The sequence below is a fragment of the Sedimentibacter sp. MB35-C1 genome (assembly GCF_030913635.1).
Lineage (GTDB): Bacteria > Bacillota > Clostridia > Tissierellales > Sedimentibacteraceae > Sedimentibacter.
Map to the genome: position 1 here is coordinate 821,667 of NZ_CP133188.1, position 26,888 is coordinate 848,554.

The following is a 26,888-nucleotide window of genomic DNA, read 5'->3' on the forward strand; positions in this document are numbered from 1 at the left end:
ATGAAATGGAGGTCTAAGATGTTTAAGGATAATAGATTGTTAATAACAGGTGCGGCCGGCTTTATCGGCTTTCACCTTTCAAAGAAATTACTTGATGAATCCTATCAAATAATAGGAATTGACAACCTGAACGACTATTATGATCCAAGTCTAAAACAGTCCAGGCTTGAAATCCTAGGTAAATACAATAACTTTAATTTCTATAAAGTAGATCTCAAGGACAAGGCTGCAGTAGACAATATCTTTGAAACCTACCAGCCTACTCACGTCATAAATTTAGCGGCTCAAGCAGGAGTGCGGTACTCTATTGATAATCCCTATGCTTATGTGGATTCAAACTTGATCGGATTTATAAATATCTTAGAGTCTTGTAGAAATTATCCAGTAGAGCATCTGCTTTATGCCTCATCTAGTTCTGTCTATGGCGGCAATAAAGTAGCTCCGTTTTCTACAAATCATAATGTGGATCATCCAGTATCACTCTATGCTGCTACGAAGAAGTCTAATGAATTGATGGCTCATACTTATAGTCACCTATATGGTATTCCAACAACGGGACTTAGGTTCTTCACGGTTTATGGACCATATGGTAGACCAGACATGGCTTATTTCTCGTTTACAAAAGACATTTTAGCAGGAAAGCCTATTAAAGTCTTTAATCATGGGAAGATGGAAAGAGACTTTACTTATATCAATGATATTGTAGAAGGTATTGTAAAGCTTATTGATAAAGCTCCGGTTGCCAATAAAGAGTGGGATGAAAGCAAAGACGATTTAAGCACAAGCTTTGCACCTTATAAGATTTACAACATCGGTAATAACAACCCTGTACAGCTCATGAGATTTATCAACGCTTTAGAATCAGCTCTTGGAAAAGAAGCTGAAAAGATCTATATGGATATGCAGCCTGGGGATGTTCTTAGAACCTATGCGGATGTATCAGATCTTGAGAGAGATATTAATTTCAAGCCATCTACAAGCATTGAGGATGGTCTACAGAAGTTCGTTGAATGGTATGAAGAATATTATAAGGTAGAGAAGTAAATCTTGTCGAGAAACATGTTAAATGATAATGAAAGCTATCTTCAAGCATATATGAGTAACTATTAGATCATGAATTTTGAAAACTTACATAAATATAAGGGGGTAGAACAATGAAAATTACAATAGCTGGAACAGGTTATGTTGGCTTGTCCAATGCTATACTTTTAGCACAACACAATGAGGTTATAGCTTTAGATATCATCAAAGAAAAGGTTGATATGATCAACAACAAAAAATCTCCAATTATTGACCCAGAGATTGAAGAATATCTTGCAACAAAGGAACTTAATCTAACTGCAACAACAGATAATTTTGAGGCATACAAAGATGCTGATTATGTCATCATTTCTACACCAACAAACTACGATTCGGAGAAGAATTACTTCAACACTAGAACAGTAGAAGCTGTAATTGCAAATGTATTATCGATTAATCCAGATGCTGTAATGGTGATTAAATCAACAGTTCCTGTTGGATATACAGATTCAATTAAAGAAAAATTTGATACTGAGAATGTCATCTTTTCACCAGAGTTCTTGAGAGAAGGCAAAGCGTTATATGATAATCTTTACCCGTCAAGAATTGTAGTTGGAGAGCAATCTGAAAGAGCTAAGGCGTTTGCTGAACTATTAGCTGGAGGGGCAATAAAGAAAGATATTCCAATTCTTTTTACAGATGCAACAGAAGCAGAAGCAATTAAGTTATTTGCGAATACTTATCTTGCACTTCGTGTAGCTTACTTTAATGAACTTGATTCTTATGCAGAGGTTAGAGGCTTAAATACGCAGCAGATAATAGAAGGTGTTGGTCTTGATCCAAGAATTGGAACTCACTACAACAATCCTTCGTTTGGGTATGGTGGCTACTGTTTGCCTAAAGATACTAAGCAACTTCTGGCAAATTATCAGGATATCCCACAAAATATTATGACAGCTGTTGTAGATGCTAATAGAACAAGAAAAGACCATATTGCTGATATGATCATCAAGAGGAATCCTAAGATTGTCGGTATTTATAGGCTTACCATGAAGATGGACTCTGACAATTTTAGACAGTCTGCTATTCAAGGTGTAATGAAGCGTGTTAAAGCTAAAGGTATTGAGGTTGTTGTATTTGAGCCAGCACTTCATGAAGATGAGTTCTACAATTCAAGAGTCATCAAAAACTTTGATGAGTTCAAGAAAATCTCTGATGTTATCGTAGCGAATAGATTGTCTGATGAAATTAAAGATGTGGTGGACAAGGTGTATACGAGAGATTTATTTAGTAGAGATTAATGGATAAGCTCTGTTTCAACATAAAATGGTAATATTATTTAAAGCCCAAATCAATCATTGGAGATCCTAATAAAAAATGAAAGCAAGTAAAGCAGTCATACCAGTTGCTGGGCTTGAAACGATATTTCTAAGAAACAAAGGCTATGCTAAAGGAAGTGAATACGCACACATATGCTTATAATATTCGTTAACGGAGCTGAGAAATATTTATTGCGTGCAGGTGGACTAATTTAAATTTTTAATTGAGCTTTGACACCCAAACTGATATAATAATCAATAACAAATGGTAATGACCCATTACAACAAAACAGGAGTGTACAATGAACGAAAACCAGAATAATGTACAATATTATGAGGATGAGATAGATTTAAGAGAGCTTATAATGGCGTTGTGGAAAAGGAAAAAAATGATTATAAGCCTTACATTGGTAGTGGCAATATTGGCAGGGATGTTCAGCATGTTTGTTTTATCACCGGTGTATGAAACAAAGTTGAATATAGTTATAAGCATGCCGGAGAAATATGATACAAGATATGGAGAGTATACACTGCCTATAACAACGAATCAGGAGTACGTAAACCTTATAAAAAGTAACAATGTAATAATAAATACCATTGATAAGATGGGGTACAGTTCAGAGGAAGCAAGTTTAGATAGCTTGAAAAAAAGAATCACCGTTACTCAAAATGATGCGAAGACAGGAAGTGTAAACAGCTTTGAAGTGACTGTATCGGCGGATAATCCGGAGGAATCGCTGAAGCTGGCTCAGATATTGTACAGCAATTACTTGGATTTCATAGACGTAATGACAAAGGAAAGAGCAGTTGATTATTATTACAACAGCTTTAATGTTGAGATGAAGTCTCTTGAAAATTCACTGGAAAGAGTTAAGGAACTTTTAAAAAGCAACGAGGAGTTATTGGCTCAGACTCCAAGGCTAATTGGTGAGGGACAGGCTAATCTTGAAATACAGACACAGTTAAATAACGATAGCAATTATGTTGTTCCGGTGGATACGGTTAATCCTAATTACATTAAGATAGAAAATGATATTATTTCAAATAAACAATCTATAAATAGTATTGAAGCTTCAATGAATCAATACAGCAGGTATATGGAAGAGCTGGATGTGGAAAGAGCGGCTATAAAAAAGTATTACAGAACGGGTGAAGCCGAAACGCTGGAATCCAGCGTTGTGGGATTGGTTGAAACGTATGTGTATCTTCCTTCTCCGCCGGTTGCTCCAACGCAGAAAACAAGCCCGAGAAACTCTCTTAATGTTGCTATAGGAATTGTGCTTGGCGGAATGCTGGGTGTTATGGTTGCATTGTTTCAAGAATACTGGTTTAAAGAGGATAAAAAATAAAGTCGTAAAAGATGACTTCTTTATAGAAGTCATCTTTTTTATTCATAAACTTGCATAAAGTTTAGATGACAGCTTTAAAATATAAAATATTGAAATTTCAATGCGGATGGTGGTGAAATTTATTGAAGATTCGCTAAATTTGCTTCTCGTGTGCGTAAAGTGATAGTTTTTGAAACTTAATTTTTATATTTTTTGCATAAACTTACACGTGCGATTCATTAGTCATCAAATATTTTGAAGCCGGCCATTGATGTAATGTAGGTTTTTAGAAATTTACGAAAATTAACTTTGGTAAGAGGTAATTTAGTGCCTGATTTCAACTCAACTGTATTAGTATCTTTATTTATTTTTTTAACATTAAATATATTTACTATATAGCCTTTGCAGCATTTTATGAAATATTTTTCATTGAGCTCATTCATTATTTTGTTTATGCTTCCGGATGTTTTTTCTGTTTCGCCGTTTTTGAGGTAGACAATCGTCTGGTTTTTGGTTCGGCGTATATATTCAATATCCTCATGCAGTACTCTACGAAAAACTGTTTTATTGTTAACATTGTAGATGCCGTAAGGGCAGCAATGTGTGTTCTCAATATTGTTGAATAATACTTTGTCTATAGTTTCATGGTTCAGAGGAAATTCAAGAGTTCCTGAAACCATGTGCATGTAATCTTTATCAAAGTTATGGTAGGTTTTTATGATATATGACAGACGGTCATTTTTGTATATTAACAGCAGCTGAAAGTCTTTATTAGGTAAGTAGCTGCTGAGAAACTCAGAGGAAGATCCTACTTGGTAAAGTTTGTAGAGGGTATTCCTTTTATTGAAATATTCAGATAACTCTGATTCGATTTTTTTTATAGATTTACTATTGCAATGCAGTACAATTTTTAACATAAATTCACCTTCCTATAATCTATGTACAAGCAGTAGCTTTATACAGTCCATAGTATGTTGTAATTATATTTTTTGTTACTGTAAATCAGCAATTTAGGGTAAACTGTTCATTTCCGGCCGGGTTTAATAATGAATGCATGGTGTCGGGTCTGCAGGGTGTAGAATTCCGTATAAAAAAGAACTTTCACGAAGCGTCATAATAACGTTGTGAAAGTTCTTTTTTTATTGGATAGTATTAATTCATAATGGTAATATTAATTATTTGCTGCGCTTGTTCCAGCTATTTTTCCGAATACTACTGTATCAACAACTGCATTTCCACCCAGTCTGTTTCCACCGTGAATTCCTCCGGTGATTTCTCCTGCAGCGAATAATCCTTCGATTATGTCACCGTCAGCATTTAATGCGTGGCATTCTTTGTCTATTCTTACTCCACCCATAGTGTGGTGTGCTGCTGGAACTCTTGGCAATGCGTACCAAGGACCATTTTCAAATTTCTTAGTAAGTAATTCTCTGTCGAATTCGTCTACTCCACTGTCAACTGATTCGTTGTATTTTTCTATTGAAGCTTTGAGGTTTTCAGCAGGTACATTTATTTTTTCAGCAAGCTCTTCCAGTGTTTCTCCTGTTTGCCATCCGTATACATTATCTTCTAAGATTTCAGTCATTGGAACACCTTCAAGAGTTTTGGCTTGTGTGATGTCAGGAAGAACATCTGCACTGTGAATCATGTACATTAATCCTTCAGGCTGATCTAATATTGCCTTGCATATTACGTCTCTTCTGCCGTCTTCTCTTACGAATCTGTTTCCTTCTTCGTTTATAAATACTGTGTTTTCAGCTCCTAAGTTGTACAGACCTGCAATACTTCCATTTTTAGGGATGCTCAGATACAGAAGCTGAATTAAATCCATGTCTATAAGTTCTGCACCTGCTTCGAAAGCCATGTTTATACCGTCTCCAGTAACGCCAGGCATGTTTGTTGTAGGTACATTTTCTCCTAAATCAGGCCATTTTCCTGAAGTGTTGTATTCTTGTCTTAGTTCTACATTGCCTGCAAATCCTCCTGTTGCAAGGATTACACCTTTGTTTGCGTTAAGTGTAAGCTCGCTGCCATCTTTATTTGTGGCTTTAACTCCTACAACTTTGTCGCCGTCCAATATTAATGTATCACCTTTTGTATCTGTAAGAATTTTGCACTTGTCAGCTCTTTGGTCTAATGTTTCAGTGTATGCATTGATAAAGCCTGTTCCCAGAGGATCCAAAGACTGGTGTGTTCTTGGGTAAAGTGAACCGGCACCTTGTATTATTTTATCATCAAACTGCATTCCTAAGCTTTTCAGCCATTGAAGTCCGTCGTAAGCATTTCCGCACAATGTATCAACAAGCTCAGGGTTACCCATGTTGTCTCCGCCTTCCAGAGTCTGTTTAGCGTACAGTTCAACTGAATCTTCTATGCCTTGAGCTGGTTGCAGTTCAGGATCTGGAGTGTTGTAAATACCTCCGCACACTGCTGTATTGCCACCTAAGATGCCCATTTTTTCAATTACTATAACGCTGGCTCCTTCATCTGTGGCAGATACTGCTGCAGCTAGTCCTGCTCCGCCTCCGCCTACTATTATTACGTCTGCAGTAAGTTCGCTTGGATATTCACTAACAATTTTATCTGCATCAGATTTATATGAAGCAATGTCGGCGCCTGCTTGTTTTAAACAGCTTTCAACTGATGCCAGAATGGCGTTGCTTGTAAGAGTTGCTCCGGTAATTGTATCAACAGCCAGAGTCTGTCTTTCTATGATTTCTTTCGGAATCTGTTCTATTGGAACTGTTCCAACTCCAGGAGTTTCATAGTTTTCAAGAACTTTGATGTCTTTTATTTCATTTTCGTCAACTGTGACGTTAACTTTTAGCTTTCCACCAAGTCCTTGGAATTCACCGCTGTATGTACCAGGTGTCAAGTTCCCCTTACCTGTTTTTGGAGTTTCTTCTGTTTTTGAAGGCTCCTCACCCTCCTTGGCGGTATTATCAGTAGTTGCACAGGCAGCTAAAGAAAACAGCATGGCTACAACTAAAAATACAGATATTAATTTTTTAAAATTTTTCATATTTTTTCTCCTTGCTATTATTTATAAATACAAATATTATGGTAACATCCGATTTATGCATTGTCAAATAATTAACGTATACTTTTGGTTACTAAATACCGTTTTTTTTGGATGATTAGATAATTTTATATTGTAAATATATTCAATAAATTTTATATTTTATAAAATACGTTACGAATTGACAAATATATATCATACAAATTTACTGTATATGGAATTAGAGAAAAATCTGTGTAAATATTGGTTAAAAAATGGCTGCAGCAATTTTGTTTTGCTGCAGCCTCTATATGTTTTAAATTTCTATATTATATTCCTTGATTTTTTGATACAGGGATGCCCTGCTGATATCTAAAGCTTTTGCGGCTTTATTTATGCTGTTTTTTTCGTTGTTGAATTTTTGCAGTGTTTCCTGAATGATGGAGCTTTCATATTGCTTAATCATATTTTTTAGCGAAGAGTTGTCATGATTATTTGTATATGTAAGGATATCCGGGGGATATACAGACTTTGTAAGTCGGGGACCGTCTTCCAGGTTTATGGCATATTCAATTGCGTTTTCTAACTCTCGTATATTGCCGGGCCATGTGTAGCTTTTCAGCATATTTAAAAAGTCATTGTCAACTCCGGATATATTCTTTTTTAATCGAGTATTGTATTTTTTAATAAAATGAAATACAAGATCATTAAAATCTGAAATCCGGTTTCTTAGGGGAGGTACATTTAACGGAAGTATGTTTAAACGGTAAAACAGATCCGATCGGAATTTTTTATCCTGCACCATTTTTTCAAGGTTCTGATTTGTGGCAGCTATAATGCGTATGTCTAAATCTATGGGATGGAAACCGCCGAGTCGTATGACCTGATTATCCTGAAGAACACGTAAAAGCTTTGCTTGCAGATGAAGAGGCATATCTCCGACTTCGTCGAGAAAAATTGTTCCGTTATTTCCTATTTCAAAAAGGCCTGCCTTTCCACCCTTGCTTGCACCGGTAAAAGTTCCTTCTTCATAACCGAAAAGCTCACTTTCCAAAAGGCTGTCAGGTATGGCTGCACAGTTGATCGTAACAAATGGCTTATCGCGGCGCGAGCTTAGGCTGTGAAGGCTTCTTGCAACCAATTCTTTGCCGGTTCCCGTTTCGCCTCTTATTAAAACAGTAGAAGTGCTTTGTGAAAAATGACTTATTTTATTCTTCAATTCCATTATTTCAGGGCTTTTTCCCACAATTTGATTTAATGAATCGTCAGGAGTCAGGGCAGGTACGTTAGACATAAACCTTCGAGCATCTTCAATTGTTCTTACAAAAAATGCAAACCCTGCACATGTGCCGTCTTCGCTTTTCATTGCTTTGCAGCTTAATATCATACGGTGCATTATGTTATTAAAAACTATTGCGCTTTCCTGGTCTTCAAAACCTTTTTTTTCAAGAATAGCTAAAGATATTGCTCGGGATTCTACAAGCTCGGTTATATTAATATTAGCATTATTATTGGAATCGAGATTGAAAAAATTGTAAAAGGCCTGGTTTGCGCATTGTATTATGCCGTTGGTATTGCATGTAAAAACTATGTAGTCCATGTGCTGGATTATAGCATCAAGCTGTTTGTATGTTTTTTCTGCTTCAAGCTTTGAAAAATGTTCTTTGCCGGCGCTTACCATTACATTAATCATTGTTTGAAGAAATTCAACAACCTGCTTTTTGTTTTTTAAGTACATTTTCTTAGCTTCCTGCGAAAATGTTACAATACTAATATAGCCGATATATTTCTCCTTAATGTCAAAGGGAACAATAATCTCCAGAGTTTGAGGGCAGTTACCTTCATTGGAGCATCCTTTGCACAGAGGGTTTTCTCCTGGATTCTCTATAATGGCTATTTCTTTTCGCTTTATTATAGTATCAATGTATGGCTTCCACTCAGCGTTTTTTTTACGTTTCAGATAACTATCATTAAATGCCATAAAAGAACCGTTTTGGTCAACGATAATGACTTCGGCATCATTTAAAATTTTGCTTGTTGCTTTAACTATTTCGATGGCTATCTCTTTAATTTTTTGTAATTCACTCATTTTAAACATCTCCGGATTTAAATAAAAACTAGTAATATTTTTTTGAGGCGCGGTAGTTTTTAAGTTTATTATATCAGAAACATATAAAAGTATATACAATATTTTAGAATTTTGATAATATTTTTAGTTATATTAATCTTTTTTGCTCAAAAAGTATAAAATTATGGAAAGTTGTCTAAAATTTTAGACAAAGGAGAGTGCTCGCCTATTAGCACATCTTTGGTGAGCTGCAGTAATAAGTGAATAGTCTAAAAAATTAGACTATTATATATATTAACAGTTTTTACAATTTGCATCATTAATCTCTCTGTATGGCTGATATCAAGCAAAAGAGCTGATAAAACAAAAGGTGGCATGCAATTTGCTTACTTATTAAATTAAGAAAATAAAGCATATTTTGGAGGAGGCAGTATGGATAGAAATAAAATTGCAAATGTTAAGCCTACAGATCGTATCAAGAGGATAAGACAGGCAGTTATAGATGCAAAACCTATTTTGTGCAGTGAAAGGGCTTTGTCGGTTACTAAGAGTTACCGTGAGACAGAAGGAAAACATTACATCGAAAGGCGCGCCAGATCTCTTGAAAAAATATTGGGAGAAATAACACTTAATATTTGGGATGATGAGTTGATAGTTGGAAACCATGGTAAGAATGGAAGAAGATCAGCTCCTGTATACCCGGACTTTTCCATTGAGTGGCTTCAAGAAGAGCTTGACGAAACTTTAGAGACACGTGAACAGGATACATTTATTGTTCCGCAATATGTAAAAGATGATTTAAAAAGTATTTTTCCGTATTGGGAAGGAAAGACTATATATAAAAAATATAGAAATCTGCTTCCTGAAGATACAAAGGTAGTCAGAGATGCATACATGTTTTCAAGGGATTTATTTGAAAGAAACGGCTACGGTCATACAGCATATCAGGCTGAAAAGCTTCTTAAGGTTGGAATAAAAGGACTTAAAGAAGAAGTTAGCGCTAAAATTAAACAACTGGATTTGTCTGTTGGTGATGATTTTAATAAGAAATTATTTTATGACGGACTTTTGATATGCTTTGATGCTGTTATAAACTACGCAAAGAGATACAGCAAAAAAGCTTTAGAAATGGCTGAAGTTGAAAAAGATCCAAAAAGAAAATCAGAATTAGAAAAAATTGCTGATGTTTGTGCATGGGTACCTGAAAACCCGGCTAGAGATACATGGGATGCGCTGCAGGTTATACAGTTCATGCAGATTATTATTCAGCTGGAAACTAACGGAGACTCTGTTTCTCCAGGTAGAATGGACCAATATCTGTATCCGTATTTTAAGAAGGATATGGAAGAAGGAAAATACAGTATTGAACAAATACAGGAACTTTATGACTGCCTTTGGATTAAATTTAATGAAATAGTTAAGGCACAGGATACAGAATCCATTCATATTCATCCAGGATTCCCTATGACTCCCAATGTTACAGCAGGAGGAGTAAAACCTAATGGAGAGGATGCAGTAAACGAAGTTAGCTTTATTATGTTGAACTGTCAGGAACATATACGTCTGACAAATCCTCAGTTTACAGTTCGTTTCCACGATAAAACTCCTGAGGATTTCAAAGAACGTGTTGCTGAAATTATAGAATACGGTACAGGAATGCCTGCTCTTTTTGGAGACAACGGATGTATATCAGCTATGAAGCGCGCTGTTCCGGACATGCCTATTGAAAATATGCGTAACTTCGCAATTGTAGGTTGTGTTGAACTTGCTCCTCAGGGATTCCAAGGACGTGTAAACGGCGGAATGCTGAATGTTGCAAGAGTAGTAGACCTTGCTATGAATAACGGGATTGACAGACTTACAGGAAAACAGCTTGGTTTAAAAACAGGTAACCCTGAAGACTTTAAAACATTTGATGATTTGTTCAACGCTGTTAGAAGCCAGATGCAGTTTATTCTTAAGCATCAGGTAGTAAATGCAATGGTTGTTGACTTTGTACAGCGTGAAAATACACCGCATTTATTCTTATCTTCATTGATTGACGGTTGTATAGATAATGGTAAGGATATGACATGGGGAGGCTCAAAATGGGGCGCAACTCCTATTCTTATGGCTGGTCTTGCAACTGCATCTAACTCATTGACAGCAGTTAAGCACCAAGTGTTTGACATGAAAAAGATGGATATGAATAAATTAAATGAAGTTTTAAACAGCAATTTTGAAGGCGAAGACGGTGAAAAAATCAGAACCGAATTGCTGAACGAACCAAAATATGGAAATGATAATGACTACGCTGACGAAGTTATGTGCAAATTGACAGATATGTTCTTTGAAGAAATTGAGAAACATAAAGATATAGACGGAAGAAACTACACTAACATGATCCTTACATTGGGCGGAACTGTTCCTCACGGATGGAAGACCGGAGCTACTGCAGACGGAAGAAAATCCAAAATGCCTGTGTCTGACTCAATGTCACCATCTAATGAAGGAAATAGTGAAGGGCCGACTGCAGTCCTATTATCTGCAAGTAAAATTAAGCAAAGTCACATACTTGAAGGAAATGTGCTTAATCTTAAATTAAGTAAGACTGCAATAGCAAGCGAAGAGGCTAAGAAAAAGCTAATGAGTCTTGTATCAACATATTTTAGTCCTTTGAATGGCCAGGAAGTTCAATTTAATGTTGTATCAACAGAAACATTGAAAGATGCTCAGAAACATCCTGAGAAATATAAAGATTTAATTATCCGTGTTGCCGGATACAGTGCCCGTTTTATCGAGCTTGCAAGGGAACTTCAGAACGATATTATTGCGAGGGCAGAGCATGAAAGAATATGATGATATAACAGGGATAATTTATGATGTACAGCGATACAGTGTACATGACGGCCCGGGAATTAGAACAACGGTATTTTTAAAAGGATGTCCACTGAGATGCCTCTGGTGCTCTAATCCGGAGTCTCAAAACTTTGAAATTGAGCACATGAAAAAATTTCAAAGCGATGAAGAAGAGCTGGTAGGAAAGAAAGTATCGGTTAAGGAAGTTATGGAAGCAGTGCTTAGAGACAAAGTATTCTTTGATAATTCCGGTGGCGGAGTTACTTTATCAGGAGGCGAAGTATTGGCACAGCCGCAGTTCGCTTCTGCTATAATAGCTGCAGCTTCAGAGGCAGGAGTGCACACAGCTGTTGAAACCAGTGGATTCAGCAAATTCGAAACCGCTTGGAAAGTTTTTGAACATGTGGATTTAATACTTTATGATATTAAAGGCATGGACGATGAAGAACATAAAATTAATACAGGTGTTTCCAATGAAGTAATTCATGAGAACCTGAAAAAACTCATAGAAAAAGGAAAAGAAGTCATAGTTAGGGTTCCTCTGATACCCGATCACAATGACAGTGTTAAAAATATTCAGGGAGTTGTTGATTTTTCATCACAGATAGGTGTAAAATCAATAGAAATACTTCCGTATCATCGACTTGGTGAAGGTAAATATGAAAGGCTTTCCAGAGAGTACCAACTTAAAGGGTTAAAGACTCAACCAAAGGAATATGCACAAGAGCTGCTTTCAAAGATATCTAAGCCTGATGGCCTAAAAATAACAGTATAGGTTGATAATATTCAGTATCGGAATATCTTGCAAAGGGGTATTCCGATAATTTTGTTACGGACTGTAAATAAATTAATAAAAAGTAAATGGGAGGAATAAATATGCTGAATGATCCGGCTGTCATAAATACCATACAACATGTTGCAAAGTCAATAGCTGCTATTTTAAATGTTGAGATTATGATAATGGACAATAAATTAAATAAGCTTGGCGGTACTGTTAATAACGAAAAGAACTATTATATTAGCAACATCTATAAATATATTATGAAAACCGGAGACGAAGTAATAGTAGATAATCCCGGGTTTCATTATTTGTGTGAGAATTGTAAAAATTATAAACACTGCCCTCAAAAAGCAGAGTTTGACTTTCCGATAAAAATCGGCAACGAAATAATAGGAATTTTAAGTATAGTCGGATATACGGAGGAGCATAAAAGAATAATGCTGTCCAGAAAAAATGATTATATAAAATTTCTTGAGGTAATGTGTCAAATGATTTCTACAAAGGCAATGGAAGTCTCTATTTCTAAAAAATTAAAAATTTCAGCAATTCAGATGACCCATATATTCAATTCTATAAACGAAGGAATTATAGGAACGGATGAAAATGGAAATATAACTCATTTCAGTAAAACTGCAGAGAAAATATTTAAAGCCAATAAGGATAGTATTATAGGCAAAAAAATCAATTGTATCTTCCCAAATATTGAAATTAACGATAAAGGACATTTCCCTAAATATGATAAAAGAGAGGTCAAAGCATTGCTTGGCAATGGAAATGAGCTGATTTGTTACATTTCTACAAATACCCTGGAAGACAAAGACGGAAGAATAATTGGCGGTATTATAACTATTTCTAATTCAAAAGATATTCAAAAGATAGTAAGCAATATTATTGATAATAAAAGTGTGCATTTTTGCGATATTATAGGCGAAAGCGGAACTATTTGCAATGCTAAACAGAAAGCTGAAATTTCGGCAAAGGGGTATTCCACTATTATGATAAGGGGGGAAAGCGGAACAGGTAAAGAGCTTTTTGCAAGAGCAATACACAGCTTGAGCCCAATGGCTGATGGACCGTTTATAGCTATAAATTGTGCGGCTATTCCCGAGACGTTGCTGGAAAGTGAATTATTCGGATATGATAACGGGGCTTTCACAGGCGCTAAAAAGGGAGGTAAGCCTGGTAAGTTCGAATTGGCTGATGGAGGAACATTATTTCTGGATGAAATAGGTGACATGCCCATTTACCTGCAGTCTAAAATATTGCGTGTTTTACAGGATAAAAAGGTACAAAGAGTCGGAGGAGTATCGGAAGTACCTGTAAATGTCAGAATTATATCTGCTACAAACAGAAATTTGGAGGAGCTGGTCTCAGAAAAAAGGTTCAGAGATGACTTGTATTATCGACTTAACGTAATTCCGATTATGATACCCTCCATAAGAGACCGCAAGGATGACATTCCATTATTGACTGATTATCTTTTGAATAAATACAATGGTATTTTCAATAAAGACATTAAGGAGATAGATTATAAAGTGCAGTGCATATTTGAGGCGTATGATTGGCCGGGTAATGTCCGAGAGCTTGAAAATGTTATTGAATATGCTATGAATATGGAAAAAAGCAATATTATAACAGAAGCAAGTATACCTAAAAATATAATTACTCCATGCAATAAAAAAGAAGATAAATCTTTGGATAACATAGTGAAAGAATTTGAAAAGAAAGTTATCAGCGAAAGAGCGAGAGAATACGGAACCAGCAAAGAAGACAGGAAAAAATTAGCTGAGGATCTCAATATTGGTATAGCAACATTGTATAGAAAATTAAAGCAGTACGATATATGATTCGAGGTATCAAAACCGATAATATATTATCGCTTTTGATACCGAGCTTGAAAGCTGTGAAATTAATGCCAAGAAATAATATCAGTGATTAAAAGAGTATCATTAATGATAACTGATTATTTATTAAAATTAAAAGTGCGCATTTTATAACATTTATAACTCCTGAATAATTGGCACGGAAATTGCATCTTTAATATTATAGCATGCTAAAAGATAGCGTTTGTGGCTATCTGAAAAAACTAATATTAGATATTTTCATAGAAGAGGAGTGATTTATTTGTAATAATCCGTATGAATTAACAAATTAATCACAGATGTTGCGTAATATTTAAGGAGGCATAAATTGAGCAGTCATACCGAAAACGACATAATAACAAAAGTAACTGACAAAACTTATTCAATAATTGATAGGGAAAATAAAATAATGTCATACACAACAAGGGTTCCATACTATCCCTTAATAGTAGAAAGGGCAAAAGGAGCCAAGGTTGTTGATATTGAAGGAAATGAATTTATTGATTTTCTTTCAAGTGCAGCGGTAATTAATGTGGGACACAATCACCCTAAGGTGGTTAAAGCAGTGAATGATCAAGTCAACAAGTTTATTCATTATACACCTGCGTATATGTATCATAAACCGCATATAGAATTAGCGGAGAAACTTGCAGAAATTACTCCCGGCAATTTTGAAAAGAGAGTGGCTTATGGATTGTCTGGATCATCATCTGTAGATGGTGCAATCAAAGCTGCAAGATGTTTTACAAAAAGAAAAAAAATAATTTCCTTCCTAAGATCCTATCATGGTACAACATTTGGAGCTTTAAGTGTTTCCGGATATGGCACTGAAATGAGACGCGGAATGGAACCGATGGTTCCGGAAGTGGAGTTTATACCTTATCCTGATTGCTACAGGTGTTTGAATAACAAAAAAAGAACTGACTGCAATTTAGCATGTTTGAAATATTTTGAAAATATGCTTGAAACAGTGGTTCCGCCTGAAGAAGTGGCTGCAATCATATTTGAACCTATGCAAGGGGATGCGGGTATAATTGTGCCTCCGCAGGAGTATTATGACAAACTGATAGGTATATGTAAGCGTTATGGAATTTTAGTAATTGCGGATGAAGTACAAACAGGTTTTGGAAGAACAGGAAAGATGTTTGCTTGCGAGCATTTTGGTATAGAGCCTGATATTATAGTTATGGGAAAAGCCATAGCATCGGGAATGCCGTTAAGTGCAATAGTTGCAAGAAAAGAAATTTTTGAAAGTTGGGGTGCTCCGGTTCATTTCTTTAATACGGCCGGAAATGCTGTATCATGCAGTGCATCCATAGCTACAATTGATGTAATTAATGATGAAAAATTACTTGATAATGCTAATACACAAGGGGATTATATAATTAGCAGATTCAGGGCATTGATGGAAAAGTATAATTGTATCGGAGATGTCCGCGGTACAGGTATGTTTATAGGAGTAGACATAGTTAAGGATAGAAATACAAAAGAACGTGATGTTAACAAAACAGCTAAGATTTGTTGGAGATGCTGGGAAAAAGGCCTTATATTGGCATTTTTCAGCGGTTCGGTTCTAAGGGTTGAACCTCCATTGTGCTTAAGTCGTGAAGAGGCTGAAAAAGCAATGGATATTATTGAAAAGGCAATTGCTGAAGTAGAAGAAGGACTTGTACCGGACGAAGTATTGGAACAAATTAAGGGCTGGTAATACACTTAGTTATTTTTTATAATAGATATCGAAAATTTAAAATTAAACGGAGGAGTTTATTATGCTACAACAGATAATGGATAGTATTAACGGAATACTATGGAGTAACGCACTAATATTATTAGCTTTATTGTCAGGACTTTATTACACAATAAGGACTAAAGGAGCACAGTTTAGATATATAAAACTTATGACACATTATATGTTTGAAAAAAATGATTCCAATGTCGGAAGAAGTGCTTTCCAATCATTTGCATTAACAATGTCAACAAGAGTTGGTACAGGAAATATAGCAGGAGTTGCTTCTGCAATTTCAATTGGAGGACCTGGAGCAATATTTTGGATGTGGGCTTCCGCAATTTTAGGAGCAGGTACTACAATAATAGAATGTACACTGGCTCAAATATACAAAAGCACAGATGGAGATGAATATAGAGGAGGTCCTCAATATTTTATCGACAAAGGTTTAGGAATTAAATGGTATGCAATGTTATTTGCTGTTTGCTCAATATTTGCACTTGGTTTCTGTACTCCTGGAATGCAGTCTAATGCCATTGCTGATGCAATGTATGTTGCATTTGGAACAAATAAATTAATGCTTGGAGTAATAGTTGCAATATTAGCATCATTGATTATATTCGGTGGAATAAAAAGAATAAGTAAATTTGCAGAGCTTATTGCTCCTGTAATGGCTATAATATATTTATGTATTTCTATTGTAATGATTGTAGCACATTTCACTGAAATCCCTGCAGTATTTGCTTTAATATTCAAAAGTGCATTTGGAACTGACGCTGTATTTGGAGGAATTGTAGGAAATGCAGTAATGATGGGAGTTAAGAGAGGTATCTACTCAAACGAAGCTGGTATGGGTACTGCATCTCAGGCTGCTGCTACTGCAAAGGTAAGCCACCCTGCAAAATCAGGATTAGTTCAGGCTATGTCTGTATATATAGATTCAATTTTCGTTTGTACTTCAACAGCTTTGGTTATTATATTCACAGGTATGTACAATGTAGATGGTATAGTTGAAAACCTTCCTGGAATTCAAGCCGGACCTGGATATGTACAAAATGCCATAGATACTTTTATTCCTGGCTTTGGTTCTGTATTTGTAGCATTGGCTATGTTGTTCTTCGCTTTTACTACAATCTTAGGAAACTACTATGCTGCTGAAACAGGCGCTGCTTATGTATGCAAAGCATCTAAGAAAATAAATCAGAAATATTTATTAACAGCTTTAAGAATTGCAACTTTAGCAGCAATTTTAATATTCTGTTCAAAACCATCAGTGCTTGCATGGGCAATGGCAGATGTAGGAATGGGCGTTATGTCATGGCTAAACTTAATAGCATTGCTTCTCTTAAGCAACACTGCTATTAAAGTATTTAAAGATTTCGAAGAACAGTATAAACTTAATAAAGAAATAGTATTCAATCCTGAAAAATTAGGAATAAAGAATACTGAAGTTTGGGAAAAAGAGTCTAAATAATTGCCAAATAATAAGTAACTCATTTTTCAATAAAATGAGTTACTTAATTATTATATATATATTTAATATTTAAAAAGGAAGTGTAGCAATGATTAAAAAAGGCGAATGGGTTTTAATACACAGAAATGTATTAGAACCGTCTCAAAGAGCTCCACAAGCACCTGAAGATACTAAAAAAGTACCTTTGGAAATGTGGGTAAAAGGATACTTACAGGAAGATGCAAATATTGGAGATGAAGTTACAGTAGTAACTAGAACTAAAAGAACTGAAAAAGGAACTTTGCTGGAAGCAAATCCGTACTATAAACATGACTTTGGCACATTTGTTCCTGAGTTAATGAAAATCAGCGATCAAGTGAAAGATATTTTATTTGGAGGTGCTGACAATGAGTAAGGATATGAGCTATTCAGCAGTAATGAGCAGAAGACCTGAAATAATGAAAAAGGCTGCCGGCTTGGATTTCGCAGAATTTGAAAGTGGTTCAATTGCATTCGACTATGAAAGAATGATGAAAGAAGCAGGATTTACAATAGAAGAAATTCAGAAAATTCAATCAGAACATGGAGTAGGAAATACACCTATTATAGAACTTAGAAATCTGACAGCATTAGCAAGAAAAGCTGCTCCTGAAGGAAAAGGCGCAAGAATATTCATAAAAGATGAAGCATCAAATGCATCCGGCAGCTTTAAAGCAAGAAGAGCATCTACAGCAGTATACCAGGCATGGAAACTTGGATATAAAGGTGTTGTTTCAGCAACAAGCGGTAACTATGGTGCAGCAGTTGCATCACAGGCTGCAATGTATGGACTGAAATGTATAGTAGTTCAGGAGTGCTATGATTCTAAAGGAATTGGACAGCCTGAAATAATTGAAAAAGCAAGAAAATGTGAAGCACTGGGAGCAGAAGTAGTACAACTTACTGTAGGCCCTGAGCTATTCTACACATTCTTGGCTATACTTGAAGAAACAGGATATTTCAATGCATCACTTTATACACCATATGCAATAGCAGGTATTGAAACATTAGGATATGAAATATCAATGCAGTTCAGAGAAAAATACGGCAAGGATCCAGATGTAGTAGTTTGCACAAATGCCGGCGGTGGAAACCTGACTGGTACTGCAAGAGGATTGGAAAAAGCAGGTGCAAAATCAAAAATAGTTGCTGCAAGTGTTGAATTGTCAGGATTGCACATGGCTTCTGACAGCCAATTCAACAAAAAATCATTTACAACAGGTCACACAGGCTTTGGAATTCCTTTCACAACATGGCCGGATAGATCAGATGTTCCTAGATCTGCAGCAAGATCATTGAGATATTTGGACAGATATGTAACTGTTCGCCAAGGAGAAGTGTTCTATATTACAGAAACACTTGCAAGCCTTGAAGGACTGGAAAAAGGACCTGCAGGAAATACAGCATTAACAGCTGCATTCTCTCTGGCACAGGAATTAGATCAGGATCAGATGATAGTTGTACAGGAAACTGAATACACAGGAGCTGGAAAGCACGTTCAGCCACAGCTTGCATTTGCCAGAGAAAACGGAATAGAAGTAAAATTCGGAGATCCTAAAGATGAAGTTCCGGGCAAAAATATAATATTGCCATCACATCCATCATTGATTAAAGCAAATGATGCAGACGTTGAACACATGAGAAGATCTCTTATCAAAAATGCTTTGAAAAACTATGATGTTGTACCAAATGATGCAGATATAAAATTCTTAGCAGAAGAAACAAACACTAATGTTGATTTTGTAAAAGCTGCAATTAAAGAATTAAAAGCAAAATAGCATTAAAAGCCAAAATGTAAAAATATTTAGTATGTTATAACAAACATTAAAGCCGGCAGGCGAGATAATCTTTAGCCGGCTTTTTGTTGTGTTCGGTTTTAACTGCATTTGTATATTGTAAAGCATGTGCAAATTGAGTATAATATTAGTTATGAACTAAATTTAAGAATTTCAGTATGCGGTTAATGCATCTGCGGAGGATAAAATGATTCAATCACATTTGGGTGAAATATCGGCACTAATTACTGCGGTACTCTGGACTTTCACAGCGGTATGCTTTGAGCTGGCAGGCAAAAAAGCAGGGGCGCTTACTGTGAATTATATAAGGTTAATTTTAGCGTTTGTATTCATAAGTCTGTTCACATCTTTTTCCAGAGGAATGCTTCTGCCGCTGGATGCATCTTCGGAAGCATGGATATGGTTAAGCATATCCGGAGTGGTAGGTTTTGTTGTAGGGGATTTGTTTTTATTTATGTCATTTTTAGAAATCGGTTCCAGGATATCTTTGCTGATTATGGCGTCAGTTCCGCCAATAACTGCTCTGCTGGGATTTATAACTATGAGAGAAATAATATCTCTTTCGGATTTTATAGGTATGATGATTACGATTGCAGGAATTGCTACAGTAATAATTGTCAGAAATCCCGAAGACGGTAATTTCAAATTTTCTCGCTCTGCTAAAGGGATAATATACGCTTTTATCGGAGCTATGGGGCAGGCGCTGGGATTAATACTCAGCAAGTTAGGTATGGGCGATTACAGCCCTATTGCTGCCACACAGATACGCATACTGGCAGGTCTGATAGGGTTTACCGTTGTATTTTTATTTATGAAAAAATGGGACAGGCTGAAGGAAGCCGTAAAAGATAAAGAAATAGTAAAGTACTTAGTCATAGGTTCATTTTTTGGGCCTTTTCTTGGAGTGTCTTTCAATCTTTTGGCAATACAGTATACAACCACCGGTGTCGCATCAACCATAACCTCAATTACTCCTGTTCTTATTATCCCGCTGTCAATTTATGTTTTAAAGGAGAAAGTATCACCTAAGGAGATTATGGGTGCGGTTATATCTGTTATAGGCGTTTCCGTCCTATTTGTGATTTGACGGTGCACAGCTCTGTCTTTACTTTATCAAAGTAAGTATATATAATAATTAGTATACAATTAAATTCTATTGGAGGAAAAGATGAAAGCTTATGATTTGATTAATAAAACAGAAATTGAAGTTACTTACGAAAGTCTTATTGAACTTATGAGAAACAGCAGGCAGGTGGATCTCATACTCAATGAAAAGAAAACAGATGAGGACGGTTATCTGACATGGGATGCCGAGCATTGGACAATGGTAAAGGAAAACAGGTTTATGAGATGCTATTCATTGGGAGACAGACAGCTGAGAGATTTTACCTCACACAATATATACGATTTAAAAAATGATTTTAAACCGGAAGAGGCAAAGGAAGTACAGATAAATTGATGGTTAACTGATAAGCCAAAAAAATGCTTTTTTATAAAGCATTTTTTAGTATGAACCTATATTTATTTTTTAGGAGGGGTTTTTGCTTTTTTTATTTTCCCAAAATCGATGTCCACATACTTATATCCCATATCCACTACTGTCACGTTCATGTATTGATAGTCATTCAACAGGTCTATATCCTCACCTACGGTGTTATCCGGATTTACAACTCTAATTTTAGGTCTCATGTTATTTTCAATATAGTTTTTAATTACGACACCGAGCTTGCCGTTGCTGAGCTTTACAAATGTTCCCACAGGAAAAGCAACTACGTTTTTTAAAAACACCTTAAGAACATCATAATCAAAATGAGATCCGGCATTTCCCATAAGGTATTCCATTATTTCGTTAGGAAAGCACATTTTCCTGTATGAACGCTCAGAATTTAATGCATGATATACGTCAGAAATGGATATTATTTTGCTGTACAAAGGGATATTGTCATTTGTTCTGCCATAAGGATATCCGCTGCCATCCGCTCTCTCATGATGAAATTTAATTCCCACAAGAATATCTTCAGATACATAGTTTTTTAAAATATCAACCGCAACAATAGGATGGGTCTTCATTAATTCAAATTCTTCAGCGGTCAGGGCACCGGGTTTATTTAATATTTCTGTGGGTATTGCTGTTTTTCCTATGTCATGAAGCAATGCAGCCATACCTAATGTATGGAGGGATCTGCCTTTCAGTCCCATTGCTATACCTGTTGTTATACTAAGATTGGCAACGTTTAAGCAATGCTGATAAGTGTATTCATCGTGGTTCTTAAATTCCAATATATTATCTGTCAGTTTTCTTTTTGACAGAATGTCTGATATAAGATCGTCAATAATTACAGAAAATTGGTCAATTGAATTGAAGGATAGAGATTTGTCATTTCTTTCGAGTTCATAATGTAAGGATCGTATGGCTGTCAAAGCTTTTGATTCAAGCCTTCGATCAATTTCCTGCTCAAAAACCATATCGTCAAAGGCATCGTTTTCAATAAACACACCCGTAATATCATGAAACAGTATTTTGTTTATATATCTGGCATTTAGCGGCTGGCCTCTTGTCAGAAGTACATAACTTAGATTTCTTTCATTAAGAATTATGTCCCTGGCAAGTATCATTCCGGATTTAAGATGCTCTTTGGTAATATACATTTTCTGCTCCTGAGTATATATTAAAATATATTATACCATAATTTACAAAAATATCAATAATTATGATATGTTTTGACAATTTTCAACATAAAATTTTTGCTGTTTTCTAAAGTATAAAGTATATAGAAGCAAAAGTTAATAAAATATTAATAATTTGCCGGTTTCAAAATTTTGATAATTCTGGTATAATCTATAAGTATTATTTAAATTTTTGGAGGAAGAAATGAAAAAACTATCTTTACTTTTAGTTGTGGCATTGATGATATTCAGCTTTGCCGGATGTGCAAAAGAAGAACCAGCTGCAACAGAAGAAGCAAAAACATTAACAGGTACTGCTAAAGGATTTGGCGGAGATGTTACAGTTACAGTAACAGTTAGCGGAGATGATATAACTGCTGTTGACGCAGTAGGCGACAGTGAAACTCAAGGCATTGGCTCAAATGCTATTGAGCAATTACCAGCTCTAATAGTTGAAGCTGATTCAACAGAAGTTGAAGCTGTTTCAGGAGCTACTGTAACAAGCGATGCTATAAAAGAAGCTGTAAATAACGCTTTAGCAGAAAAATAATACATAAAGAATCAAACTAAATGCGGAAAATGCGCCTTGGGCTTTAGCCAAAGGCGCATTTTGTATATGTCGTGTATTAGTAGAATTTATATTTACCTACCATTTCCATCAATGAATTGGCTTGTCCGGATAACTCTTCACTTGATGCGGCAATTTCTTCAGCAGTTGCCGAGTTAGCCTGCACTACGCTGGAAATCTGATCAACGCCTATATTGAGTTGATTTATATGGTCGCTTTGCATTTGGGATGCTTCTGCTATTTCCAGCATTAACGAACTTGTACTGCTTGTTTTTTCGACAACGGTATTCAAAGAATTTTCTGTTTCGGTTGCAATCTGATAGCCTTTGTTTACGGCGGCGGCAGAGCTTTCTATAAGAATGGTTGTATTTTTAGCTGCTTCCGCACTTTTTGATGCAAGGTTTCTGACTTCATCAGCTACAACCGCAAATCCCTTGCCTGCAATCCCTGCTCTTGCTGCTTCAACAGCGGCATTCAGAGCCAATATATTTGTTTGGAAAGCAATGTCGTCAATTGTTTTTATGATCTTTCCTATTTCTTGCGATGTAAGAGAAATATCTTCCATTGACTGCATCATTTCATTCATATAAGTACTGTTTTTAACTGCTTCATTATTTGTTGCTCCTGCCAGCTCGCCGGCATTTTGAGCATTGGCAGCTTCGGTTTTTACCTGCTCGGATATATCTGAAATGGCAGCGGCTATTTCCTGTGTTGAGCTTGCCTGTTCTGTGGAGCCTTGGGCAAGCATTTGGGCAGCAGATGCAACATGTTCTGCACCGGCATTTATTCCATCTGAAGCCTGGCTTATTTCAACAAGTATGTTGCGAAGCTCAGAAAACAGTTTGTCTACAATTTTAACTATTGATAAATATATTCCGCTTTGATTGGATGAATCTGAGGTGTATGTCAAATCATGCCCCGCAAATGCTTTTTCGTATCCGTTGATATTTTCTTCAAGCTGCTTTATGGAATTGACGGCAACCTCCATAGAGCGTGCAAGTGAACCAAGTTCATCATTTGTTGTTATAAGCTCCAGGCGGTTAAGTACATCTTCGCTGATTTCACCTGTTTCAATTGCCTTTGCGGCATTCACTACACTGTTTAACGGAGCGCTTACCCTCAATTTGAAGTATCTTTTCAATACAAAGATACTGACTGCAGATGATATAAGAGCCAAGGCAGCTATGAGAAGTATCTCATAAAGCAGCATTTTCTCCAAAGCCGCATTGTCGTTTCCTGTAAATAAAACTCCTGCGACGCTTCCGTCAAAAGACAGGATTGGTTTATAGACTGCTGCGTATGTTTTTCCCAGAACCTCATGTTTTCCTTTGTATGTTTGCTTGTTTTTTATAACAATATCGGAAATGTCTGATTCTAGTTTTGTACCGATTATCCTTTTGCCATCCTCTGCAATGGTTGTATTAACTCTTGAGTCATTTTCAAATATTGTTATTTCATTGTTGATATTGGATTTCATATCATTTATAAACTCTGCTTGTTCAATATCATAATCCGCTGTTATTACACCTAAAATATTGCTGTCGCTGTAAATTGGATAAACGACATTTACCGAAAAGTAATCAGATACGCTTTTTCCTATATCGGATCCGTAATTTCCTCCCATGGCTGCTTTTATTATAGGTATGCCTGAAATATCTTTTCCTGCATTGATGCTGCTGTCGGTACTTGCAATAATTTTACCGTTTGCGTCAGCAACGGTAATGTTGCTTATGCTTGACGAATTTTTTTTCAAATCATCTATGTAGGTTTTTATTGAAGATGTGCTTCTATTTTTGACTGAAACTATCAGTTCTTGGCTTTTTGCCGCTTCTCTTATATATTCTTCTATCGTTTTTTTCATTGTTTTGAATTCTGCCTCAACTAGTTTAGATGATGTTTCGGCTTTTTCAAATGAAACCTGCAAAACCATACTATTCAGGTTGTACAATGTATATGTAGATATAACGGCGATTGTTAAAATAAGTATTATTACGCTTATTCTCAGTATTTCTTTCGTAATGCTTTTTCTTTTGTTTTTCTTTTGTGCTCCAAAATTTAACTGTCTGATTTTTAACACTTTCTGTCCTCCTTGGTGAAATAAATTATGATTAGCAACATGTTATATATACCAAGAAACGACAATTTTAAAACATTTATTTATAATATAAAAATTTTATTATAAAAAACAAATCAGGCTTGCAGGACAAATGTTCTGCAGCCTGAAACGCTTTCTGTTAAAATTCTTCGTCGCTTATTACCTCTATTCCATTGGATCGAAGAAGCTTTGTTGTCATTCCTTCTCCGGGAATCAAAGTTTTGCTGAAGGTTCCGTCATATATGCACCTGCTGCCGCAGGAAGGGCTTTTTTCTTTCAAAATTGCTTTTTTTATACCGTACTTCTTTGCTGTCTCCAATACTTTATGTGCACCTTGGATAAAAAAGTCAGTCATATCTTCAGAGCTGGTATTAATCACTCTTTCGTTTTTTATCTCGCATGGCAGGCGAGGTACACTTAATCCGCCGGATGTTTCAGGGCATACCATTATGGCTTTTCCTTCATCAACTAATTTTTTTATTTTTTCCGAAACAATAATTTTACCGTCGTATCTTGATTTTTCACCGCAAAGGCATGCACTTACCACATATTCGAAGCTATGATTACATTCGGCGGGTCCAATGCCGTTAATATTGTTGTTCATCAAATTTTACTCCTTATGGTCTGTCATATGGTTAATGTGTAACCATACTACTAATATAACATAACTCTCTGGAAATAGAATTAATATTTTTAAAAAAATCGTAAAATAAAGCCGGAACACTAGGGTTCCGGCATGAATTATTCTGTAGCATCTTCTGTTGTTTCCGGTTCATCAGGTTTATTTAAAGTTCATTGTAATGATTAAATTGAAAAATTATGGGGAGTTAAAAAACAGCAAAAAAATAAGAGCGTAAGCTCTTAACTTATTGTAGCCAATGTACTATTTGTTTAGTTTAAGTTCATAAGTTGATTCAAGCACTGCGGACAGTCCCGAATTGCTGTAATCGTATCCCATGTCAACTATGGTAATATTCATAAAATCACTGTCGTAAAGAAGATCCACGTCTTCTCCCACTGTACCGTCATCGTCTATAATTCGTACAATGGGGCGAAGTATGTTTTCTCTGTAATTTTTTACTACAACCGCTAATTTGCCGTTGCTTAATTTTACAAAAGTACCTATAGGGTATGCGACAATTATTCTTATAAAATGATTCAATATTTCATAATCAAAATGGGTGTCGGCACATCCCATTATATATTCAATTACTTCATTGGGAAAAGCAGATTTTCTGTAGGACCTGTCTGAGGTCAATGCATCATATACGTCGCATACCGCCAGAATTTTAGCGTAATAGCTTATATTATCTGCTTTTTTTCCATAGGGATATCCAGTGCCGTCTAATTTTTCGTGGTGGCTTTCAATGGCCCTCAATACCTTGTATGAAACCATGTTTTCCAAAAATTTTAAAGCACTAACAGGGTGTGTCTTTATTAACTCAAATTCTTCATCGGTTAATTTACCGGGCTTGTTAAGAATCTCAACCGGTATTGACATTTTTCCTATGTCATGCAGCAGTCCTGCCAATCCAAGATCATGCAGCTCTGACTCACTTAAACCTATGGAGATGCCTGTAGAAATGCTTAGAACAGCCACATTGAGGCAATGGTGATATGTATAGCTGTCAAAGTTCTTAAAGTCTATGACATTGTATGTCAGGTCATCTTTGCACAATATTTCGCTTATTAAGGTATCAACTATTGAGGACAATCTTTTTATGGTTAGATCATTGATTTTGCCTGAGCTCATTTTAAACTCATAATATACGTCTTTTATTTGTGATAGTGATTCTGATTTCAAATTATCGTCAATATAGGAGTCTACTTCAATATCTTCGAAACCTATGCTTTCTATGTAAGCTCCATCTATGTCGTGATAATGAATTTTTTTAATGTATGAGTTATTTAGCACTTGTCCCTTTGTCAAAAGTAGAGCATAAAAATTATTGTTATTATGCAAGTAAATATCTTTAGCTAAAATCATCCCAGGTTTGAGATGTCCGTTGGTTACAAATAACATAAAACACCCCGTCTATTGTAGTTTGAAATTACTAAATCATTATAGCATACGAAATTACAGAATTCTACATAATTTTTACGGATAAAGGTATAAAATAGCTATATCTGTCAACTGGTAGAGATTAATTTTTAGTGAATAAAAATAATTCATCCAATTTATACGAAGCTTTTAAATATTCATGTAACTAATAATAAGAATATTTTACATTGTTTAATTATGCTTATATTTTTAAAATATAATAATGAGTTTTAAATTTTTTTAATAAAATAATATAAAAAGAAGATATGTTCCCTTTGTTATGAAGTTA

Annotated in this window: 20 protein-coding genes; 13 read left to right on the forward strand and 7 right to left on the reverse strand. The window is 35.6% G+C overall.

Going from position 1 to position 26,888, the window contains the following annotated elements:
- The first annotated feature begins 18 nt into the window (after positions 1-18).
- The 3 genes from RBQ61_RS03915 (at position 19) to RBQ61_RS03925 (ending at position 3,688) form a co-directional block, all read left to right on the forward strand.
- The gene (locus RBQ61_RS03915) at positions 19-1,044 is read left to right on the forward strand and encodes an NAD-dependent epimerase (RefSeq protein ID WP_308139218.1); all 1,026 of its coding nucleotides are present in this window, start codon (positions 19-21) and stop codon (positions 1,042-1,044) included.
- A 110-nt stretch (positions 1,045-1,154) separates the two neighbouring features.
- Positions 1,155-2,321, forward strand: coding sequence for a nucleotide sugar dehydrogenase (locus tag RBQ61_RS03920; protein ID WP_308139219.1), 1,167 nt, complete (start codon positions 1,155-1,157; stop codon positions 2,319-2,321).
- Positions 2,322-2,641: 320 nt separating this feature from the next.
- The gene (locus RBQ61_RS03925) at positions 2,642-3,688 is read left to right on the forward strand and encodes a Wzz/FepE/Etk N-terminal domain-containing protein (RefSeq protein ID WP_308139220.1); all 1,047 of its coding nucleotides are present in this window, start codon (positions 2,642-2,644) and stop codon (positions 3,686-3,688) included.
- Between the two features lie 218 nt (positions 3,689-3,906).
- Here RBQ61_RS03925 and RBQ61_RS03930 read toward each other — a convergent pair whose 3' ends face one another.
- The 3 genes from RBQ61_RS03930 to RBQ61_RS03940 all read right to left on the reverse strand — a co-directional run bounded on the left by RBQ61_RS03930 (position 3,907) and on the right by RBQ61_RS03940 (position 8,754).
- Positions 3,907-4,584, reverse strand: a complete 678-nt coding sequence (locus RBQ61_RS03930) for a LytTR family DNA-binding domain-containing protein (RefSeq protein WP_308139221.1) — start codon at positions 4,582-4,584, stop codon at positions 3,907-3,909.
- Positions 4,585-4,838: 254 nt separating this feature from the next.
- Complete coding sequence (locus RBQ61_RS03935) at positions 4,839-6,689, reverse strand: flavocytochrome c (protein ID WP_308139222.1); 1,851 nt, start codon at positions 6,687-6,689, stop codon at positions 4,839-4,841.
- 292 nt (positions 6,690-6,981) lie between these two features.
- Positions 6,982-8,754, reverse strand: a complete 1,773-nt coding sequence (locus tag RBQ61_RS03940) for a sigma-54-dependent Fis family transcriptional regulator (RefSeq protein ID WP_308139223.1) — start codon at positions 8,752-8,754, stop codon at positions 6,982-6,984.
- Between the two features lie 411 nt (positions 8,755-9,165).
- Here RBQ61_RS03940 and RBQ61_RS03945 point away from each other — a divergent pair, with 411 nt between their 5' ends.
- The 9 genes from RBQ61_RS03945 to RBQ61_RS03985 all read left to right on the forward strand — a co-directional run bounded on the left by RBQ61_RS03945 (position 9,166) and on the right by RBQ61_RS03985 (position 20,687).
- Positions 9,166-11,571 (forward strand): formate C-acetyltransferase/glycerol dehydratase family glycyl radical enzyme, encoded by a 2,406-nt coding sequence (locus RBQ61_RS03945; RefSeq protein ID WP_308139224.1) that lies wholly within the window; start codon positions 9,166-9,168, stop codon positions 11,569-11,571.
- The gene (locus tag RBQ61_RS03950) at positions 11,558-12,346 is read left to right on the forward strand and encodes a glycyl-radical enzyme activating protein (RefSeq protein WP_308139225.1); all 789 of its coding nucleotides are present in this window, start codon (positions 11,558-11,560) and stop codon (positions 12,344-12,346) included. Before RBQ61_RS03945 ends, RBQ61_RS03950 begins: the two co-directional genes overlap by 14 nt.
- A gap of 101 nt (positions 12,347-12,447) precedes the next feature.
- Positions 12,448-14,199, forward strand: coding sequence for a sigma-54-dependent Fis family transcriptional regulator (locus tag RBQ61_RS03955; protein WP_308139226.1), 1,752 nt, complete (start codon positions 12,448-12,450; stop codon positions 14,197-14,199).
- A gap of 343 nt (positions 14,200-14,542) precedes the next feature.
- Positions 14,543-15,922 carry an aspartate aminotransferase family protein gene (locus tag RBQ61_RS03960; RefSeq protein ID WP_308139227.1) on the forward strand — a complete coding sequence of 460 codons (1,380 nt, stop codon included), beginning with the start codon at positions 14,543-14,545 and terminating at the stop codon, positions 15,920-15,922.
- 61 nt (positions 15,923-15,983) lie between these two features.
- The gene (locus tag RBQ61_RS03965; RefSeq protein ID WP_308139228.1) at positions 15,984-17,414 is read left to right on the forward strand and encodes a sodium:alanine symporter family protein; all 1,431 of its coding nucleotides are present in this window, start codon (positions 15,984-15,986) and stop codon (positions 17,412-17,414) included.
- A gap of 88 nt (positions 17,415-17,502) precedes the next feature.
- Positions 17,503-17,808 (forward strand): 2-amino-4-oxopentanoate thiolase subunit OrtA, encoded by a 306-nt coding sequence (ortA, locus tag RBQ61_RS03970; RefSeq protein WP_308139229.1) that lies wholly within the window; start codon positions 17,503-17,505, stop codon positions 17,806-17,808.
- Positions 17,801-19,210 (forward strand): 2-amino-4-oxopentanoate thiolase subunit OrtB, encoded by a 1,410-nt coding sequence (ortB, locus tag RBQ61_RS03975; RefSeq protein ID WP_308139230.1) that lies wholly within the window; start codon positions 17,801-17,803, stop codon positions 19,208-19,210. Before ortA ends, ortB begins: the two co-directional genes overlap by 8 nt.
- A 205-nt stretch (positions 19,211-19,415) precedes the next feature.
- Positions 19,416-20,315 carry a DMT family transporter gene (locus RBQ61_RS03980; RefSeq protein WP_308139231.1) on the forward strand — a complete coding sequence of 300 codons (900 nt, stop codon included), beginning with the start codon at positions 19,416-19,418 and terminating at the stop codon, positions 20,313-20,315.
- Positions 20,316-20,396: 81 nt separating this feature from the next.
- Entirely contained in the window at positions 20,397-20,687 is a 291-nt protein-coding gene (locus tag RBQ61_RS03985; protein ID WP_213923980.1) for a hypothetical protein, read from the forward strand.
- A 62-nt stretch (positions 20,688-20,749) separates the two neighbouring features.
- Here the strand turns inward: RBQ61_RS03985 and RBQ61_RS03990 are convergent, their stop codons facing one another.
- Positions 20,750-21,877, reverse strand: coding sequence for an HD-GYP domain-containing protein (locus RBQ61_RS03990; RefSeq protein WP_308139232.1), 1,128 nt, complete (start codon positions 21,875-21,877; stop codon positions 20,750-20,752).
- A gap of 223 nt (positions 21,878-22,100) precedes the next feature.
- On the opposite strand from RBQ61_RS03990, the gene RBQ61_RS03995 reads away from it, so the two are divergent.
- Entirely contained in the window at positions 22,101-22,445 is a 345-nt protein-coding gene (locus RBQ61_RS03995) for an FMN-binding protein (protein WP_308139233.1), read from the forward strand.
- A gap of 76 nt (positions 22,446-22,521) precedes the next feature.
- Here the strand turns inward: RBQ61_RS03995 and RBQ61_RS04000 are convergent, their stop codons facing one another.
- The 3 genes from RBQ61_RS04000 to RBQ61_RS04010 all read right to left on the reverse strand — a co-directional run bounded on the left by RBQ61_RS04000 (position 22,522) and on the right by RBQ61_RS04010 (position 26,581).
- The gene (locus RBQ61_RS04000) at positions 22,522-24,540 is read right to left on the reverse strand and encodes a methyl-accepting chemotaxis protein (protein ID WP_308139234.1); all 2,019 of its coding nucleotides are present in this window, start codon (positions 24,538-24,540) and stop codon (positions 22,522-22,524) included.
- Between the two features lie 157 nt (positions 24,541-24,697).
- Positions 24,698-25,162, reverse strand: coding sequence for a DUF523 domain-containing protein (locus tag RBQ61_RS04005; RefSeq protein WP_308139235.1), 465 nt, complete (start codon positions 25,160-25,162; stop codon positions 24,698-24,700).
- A 279-nt stretch (positions 25,163-25,441) separates the two neighbouring features.
- The gene (locus RBQ61_RS04010; protein WP_308139236.1) at positions 25,442-26,581 is read right to left on the reverse strand and encodes an HD-GYP domain-containing protein; all 1,140 of its coding nucleotides are present in this window, start codon (positions 26,579-26,581) and stop codon (positions 25,442-25,444) included.
- Positions 26,582-26,888 lie beyond the last annotated feature (307 nt).

What these genes read in the sequence shown, in the direction of transcription:
- ortA (WP_308139229.1), top strand. Translation starts at nt 17,503, where the DNA reads ATGATTAAAAAAGGCGAATGGGTTTTAATACACAGAAATGTATTAGAA.
- ortB (WP_308139230.1), top strand. Translation starts at nt 17,801, where the DNA reads ATGAGTAAGGATATGAGCTATTCAGCAGTAATGAGCAGAAGACCTGAA.
- RBQ61_RS03965 (WP_308139228.1), top strand. Translation starts at nt 15,984, where the DNA reads ATGCTACAACAGATAATGGATAGTATTAACGGAATACTATGGAGTAAC.
- RBQ61_RS03955 (WP_308139226.1), top strand. Translation starts at nt 12,448, where the DNA reads ATGCTGAATGATCCGGCTGTCATAAATACCATACAACATGTTGCAAAG.
- RBQ61_RS03920 (WP_308139219.1), top strand. Translation starts at nt 1,155, where the DNA reads ATGAAAATTACAATAGCTGGAACAGGTTATGTTGGCTTGTCCAATGCT.
- RBQ61_RS03930 (WP_308139221.1), bottom strand. Translation starts at nt 4,584, where the DNA reads ATGTTAAAAATTGTACTGCATTGCAATAGTAAATCTATAAAAAAAATC.
- RBQ61_RS04010 (WP_308139236.1), bottom strand. Translation starts at nt 26,581, where the DNA reads ATGTTATTTGTAACCAACGGACATCTCAAACCTGGGATGATTTTAGCT.
- RBQ61_RS03940 (WP_308139223.1), bottom strand. Translation starts at nt 8,754, where the DNA reads ATGAGTGAATTACAAAAAATTAAAGAGATAGCCATCGAAATAGTTAAA.
- RBQ61_RS03925 (WP_308139220.1), top strand. Translation starts at nt 2,642, where the DNA reads ATGAACGAAAACCAGAATAATGTACAATATTATGAGGATGAGATAGAT.
- RBQ61_RS03985 (WP_213923980.1), top strand. Translation starts at nt 20,397, where the DNA reads ATGAAAGCTTATGATTTGATTAATAAAACAGAAATTGAAGTTACTTAC.
- RBQ61_RS03915 (WP_308139218.1), top strand. Translation starts at nt 19, where the DNA reads ATGTTTAAGGATAATAGATTGTTAATAACAGGTGCGGCCGGCTTTATC.
- RBQ61_RS03990 (WP_308139232.1), bottom strand. Translation starts at nt 21,877, where the DNA reads ATGTATATTACCAAAGAGCATCTTAAATCCGGAATGATACTTGCCAGG.
- RBQ61_RS03945 (WP_308139224.1), top strand. Translation starts at nt 9,166, where the DNA reads ATGGATAGAAATAAAATTGCAAATGTTAAGCCTACAGATCGTATCAAG.
- RBQ61_RS03980 (WP_308139231.1), top strand. Translation starts at nt 19,416, where the DNA reads ATGATTCAATCACATTTGGGTGAAATATCGGCACTAATTACTGCGGTA.
- RBQ61_RS03935 (WP_308139222.1), bottom strand. Translation starts at nt 6,689, where the DNA reads ATGAAAAATTTTAAAAAATTAATATCTGTATTTTTAGTTGTAGCCATG.
- RBQ61_RS03995 (WP_308139233.1), top strand. Translation starts at nt 22,101, where the DNA reads ATGAAAAAACTATCTTTACTTTTAGTTGTGGCATTGATGATATTCAGC.
- RBQ61_RS03950 (WP_308139225.1), top strand. Translation starts at nt 11,558, where the DNA reads ATGAAAGAATATGATGATATAACAGGGATAATTTATGATGTACAGCGA.
- RBQ61_RS04005 (WP_308139235.1), bottom strand. Translation starts at nt 25,162, where the DNA reads ATGAACAACAATATTAACGGCATTGGACCCGCCGAATGTAATCATAGC.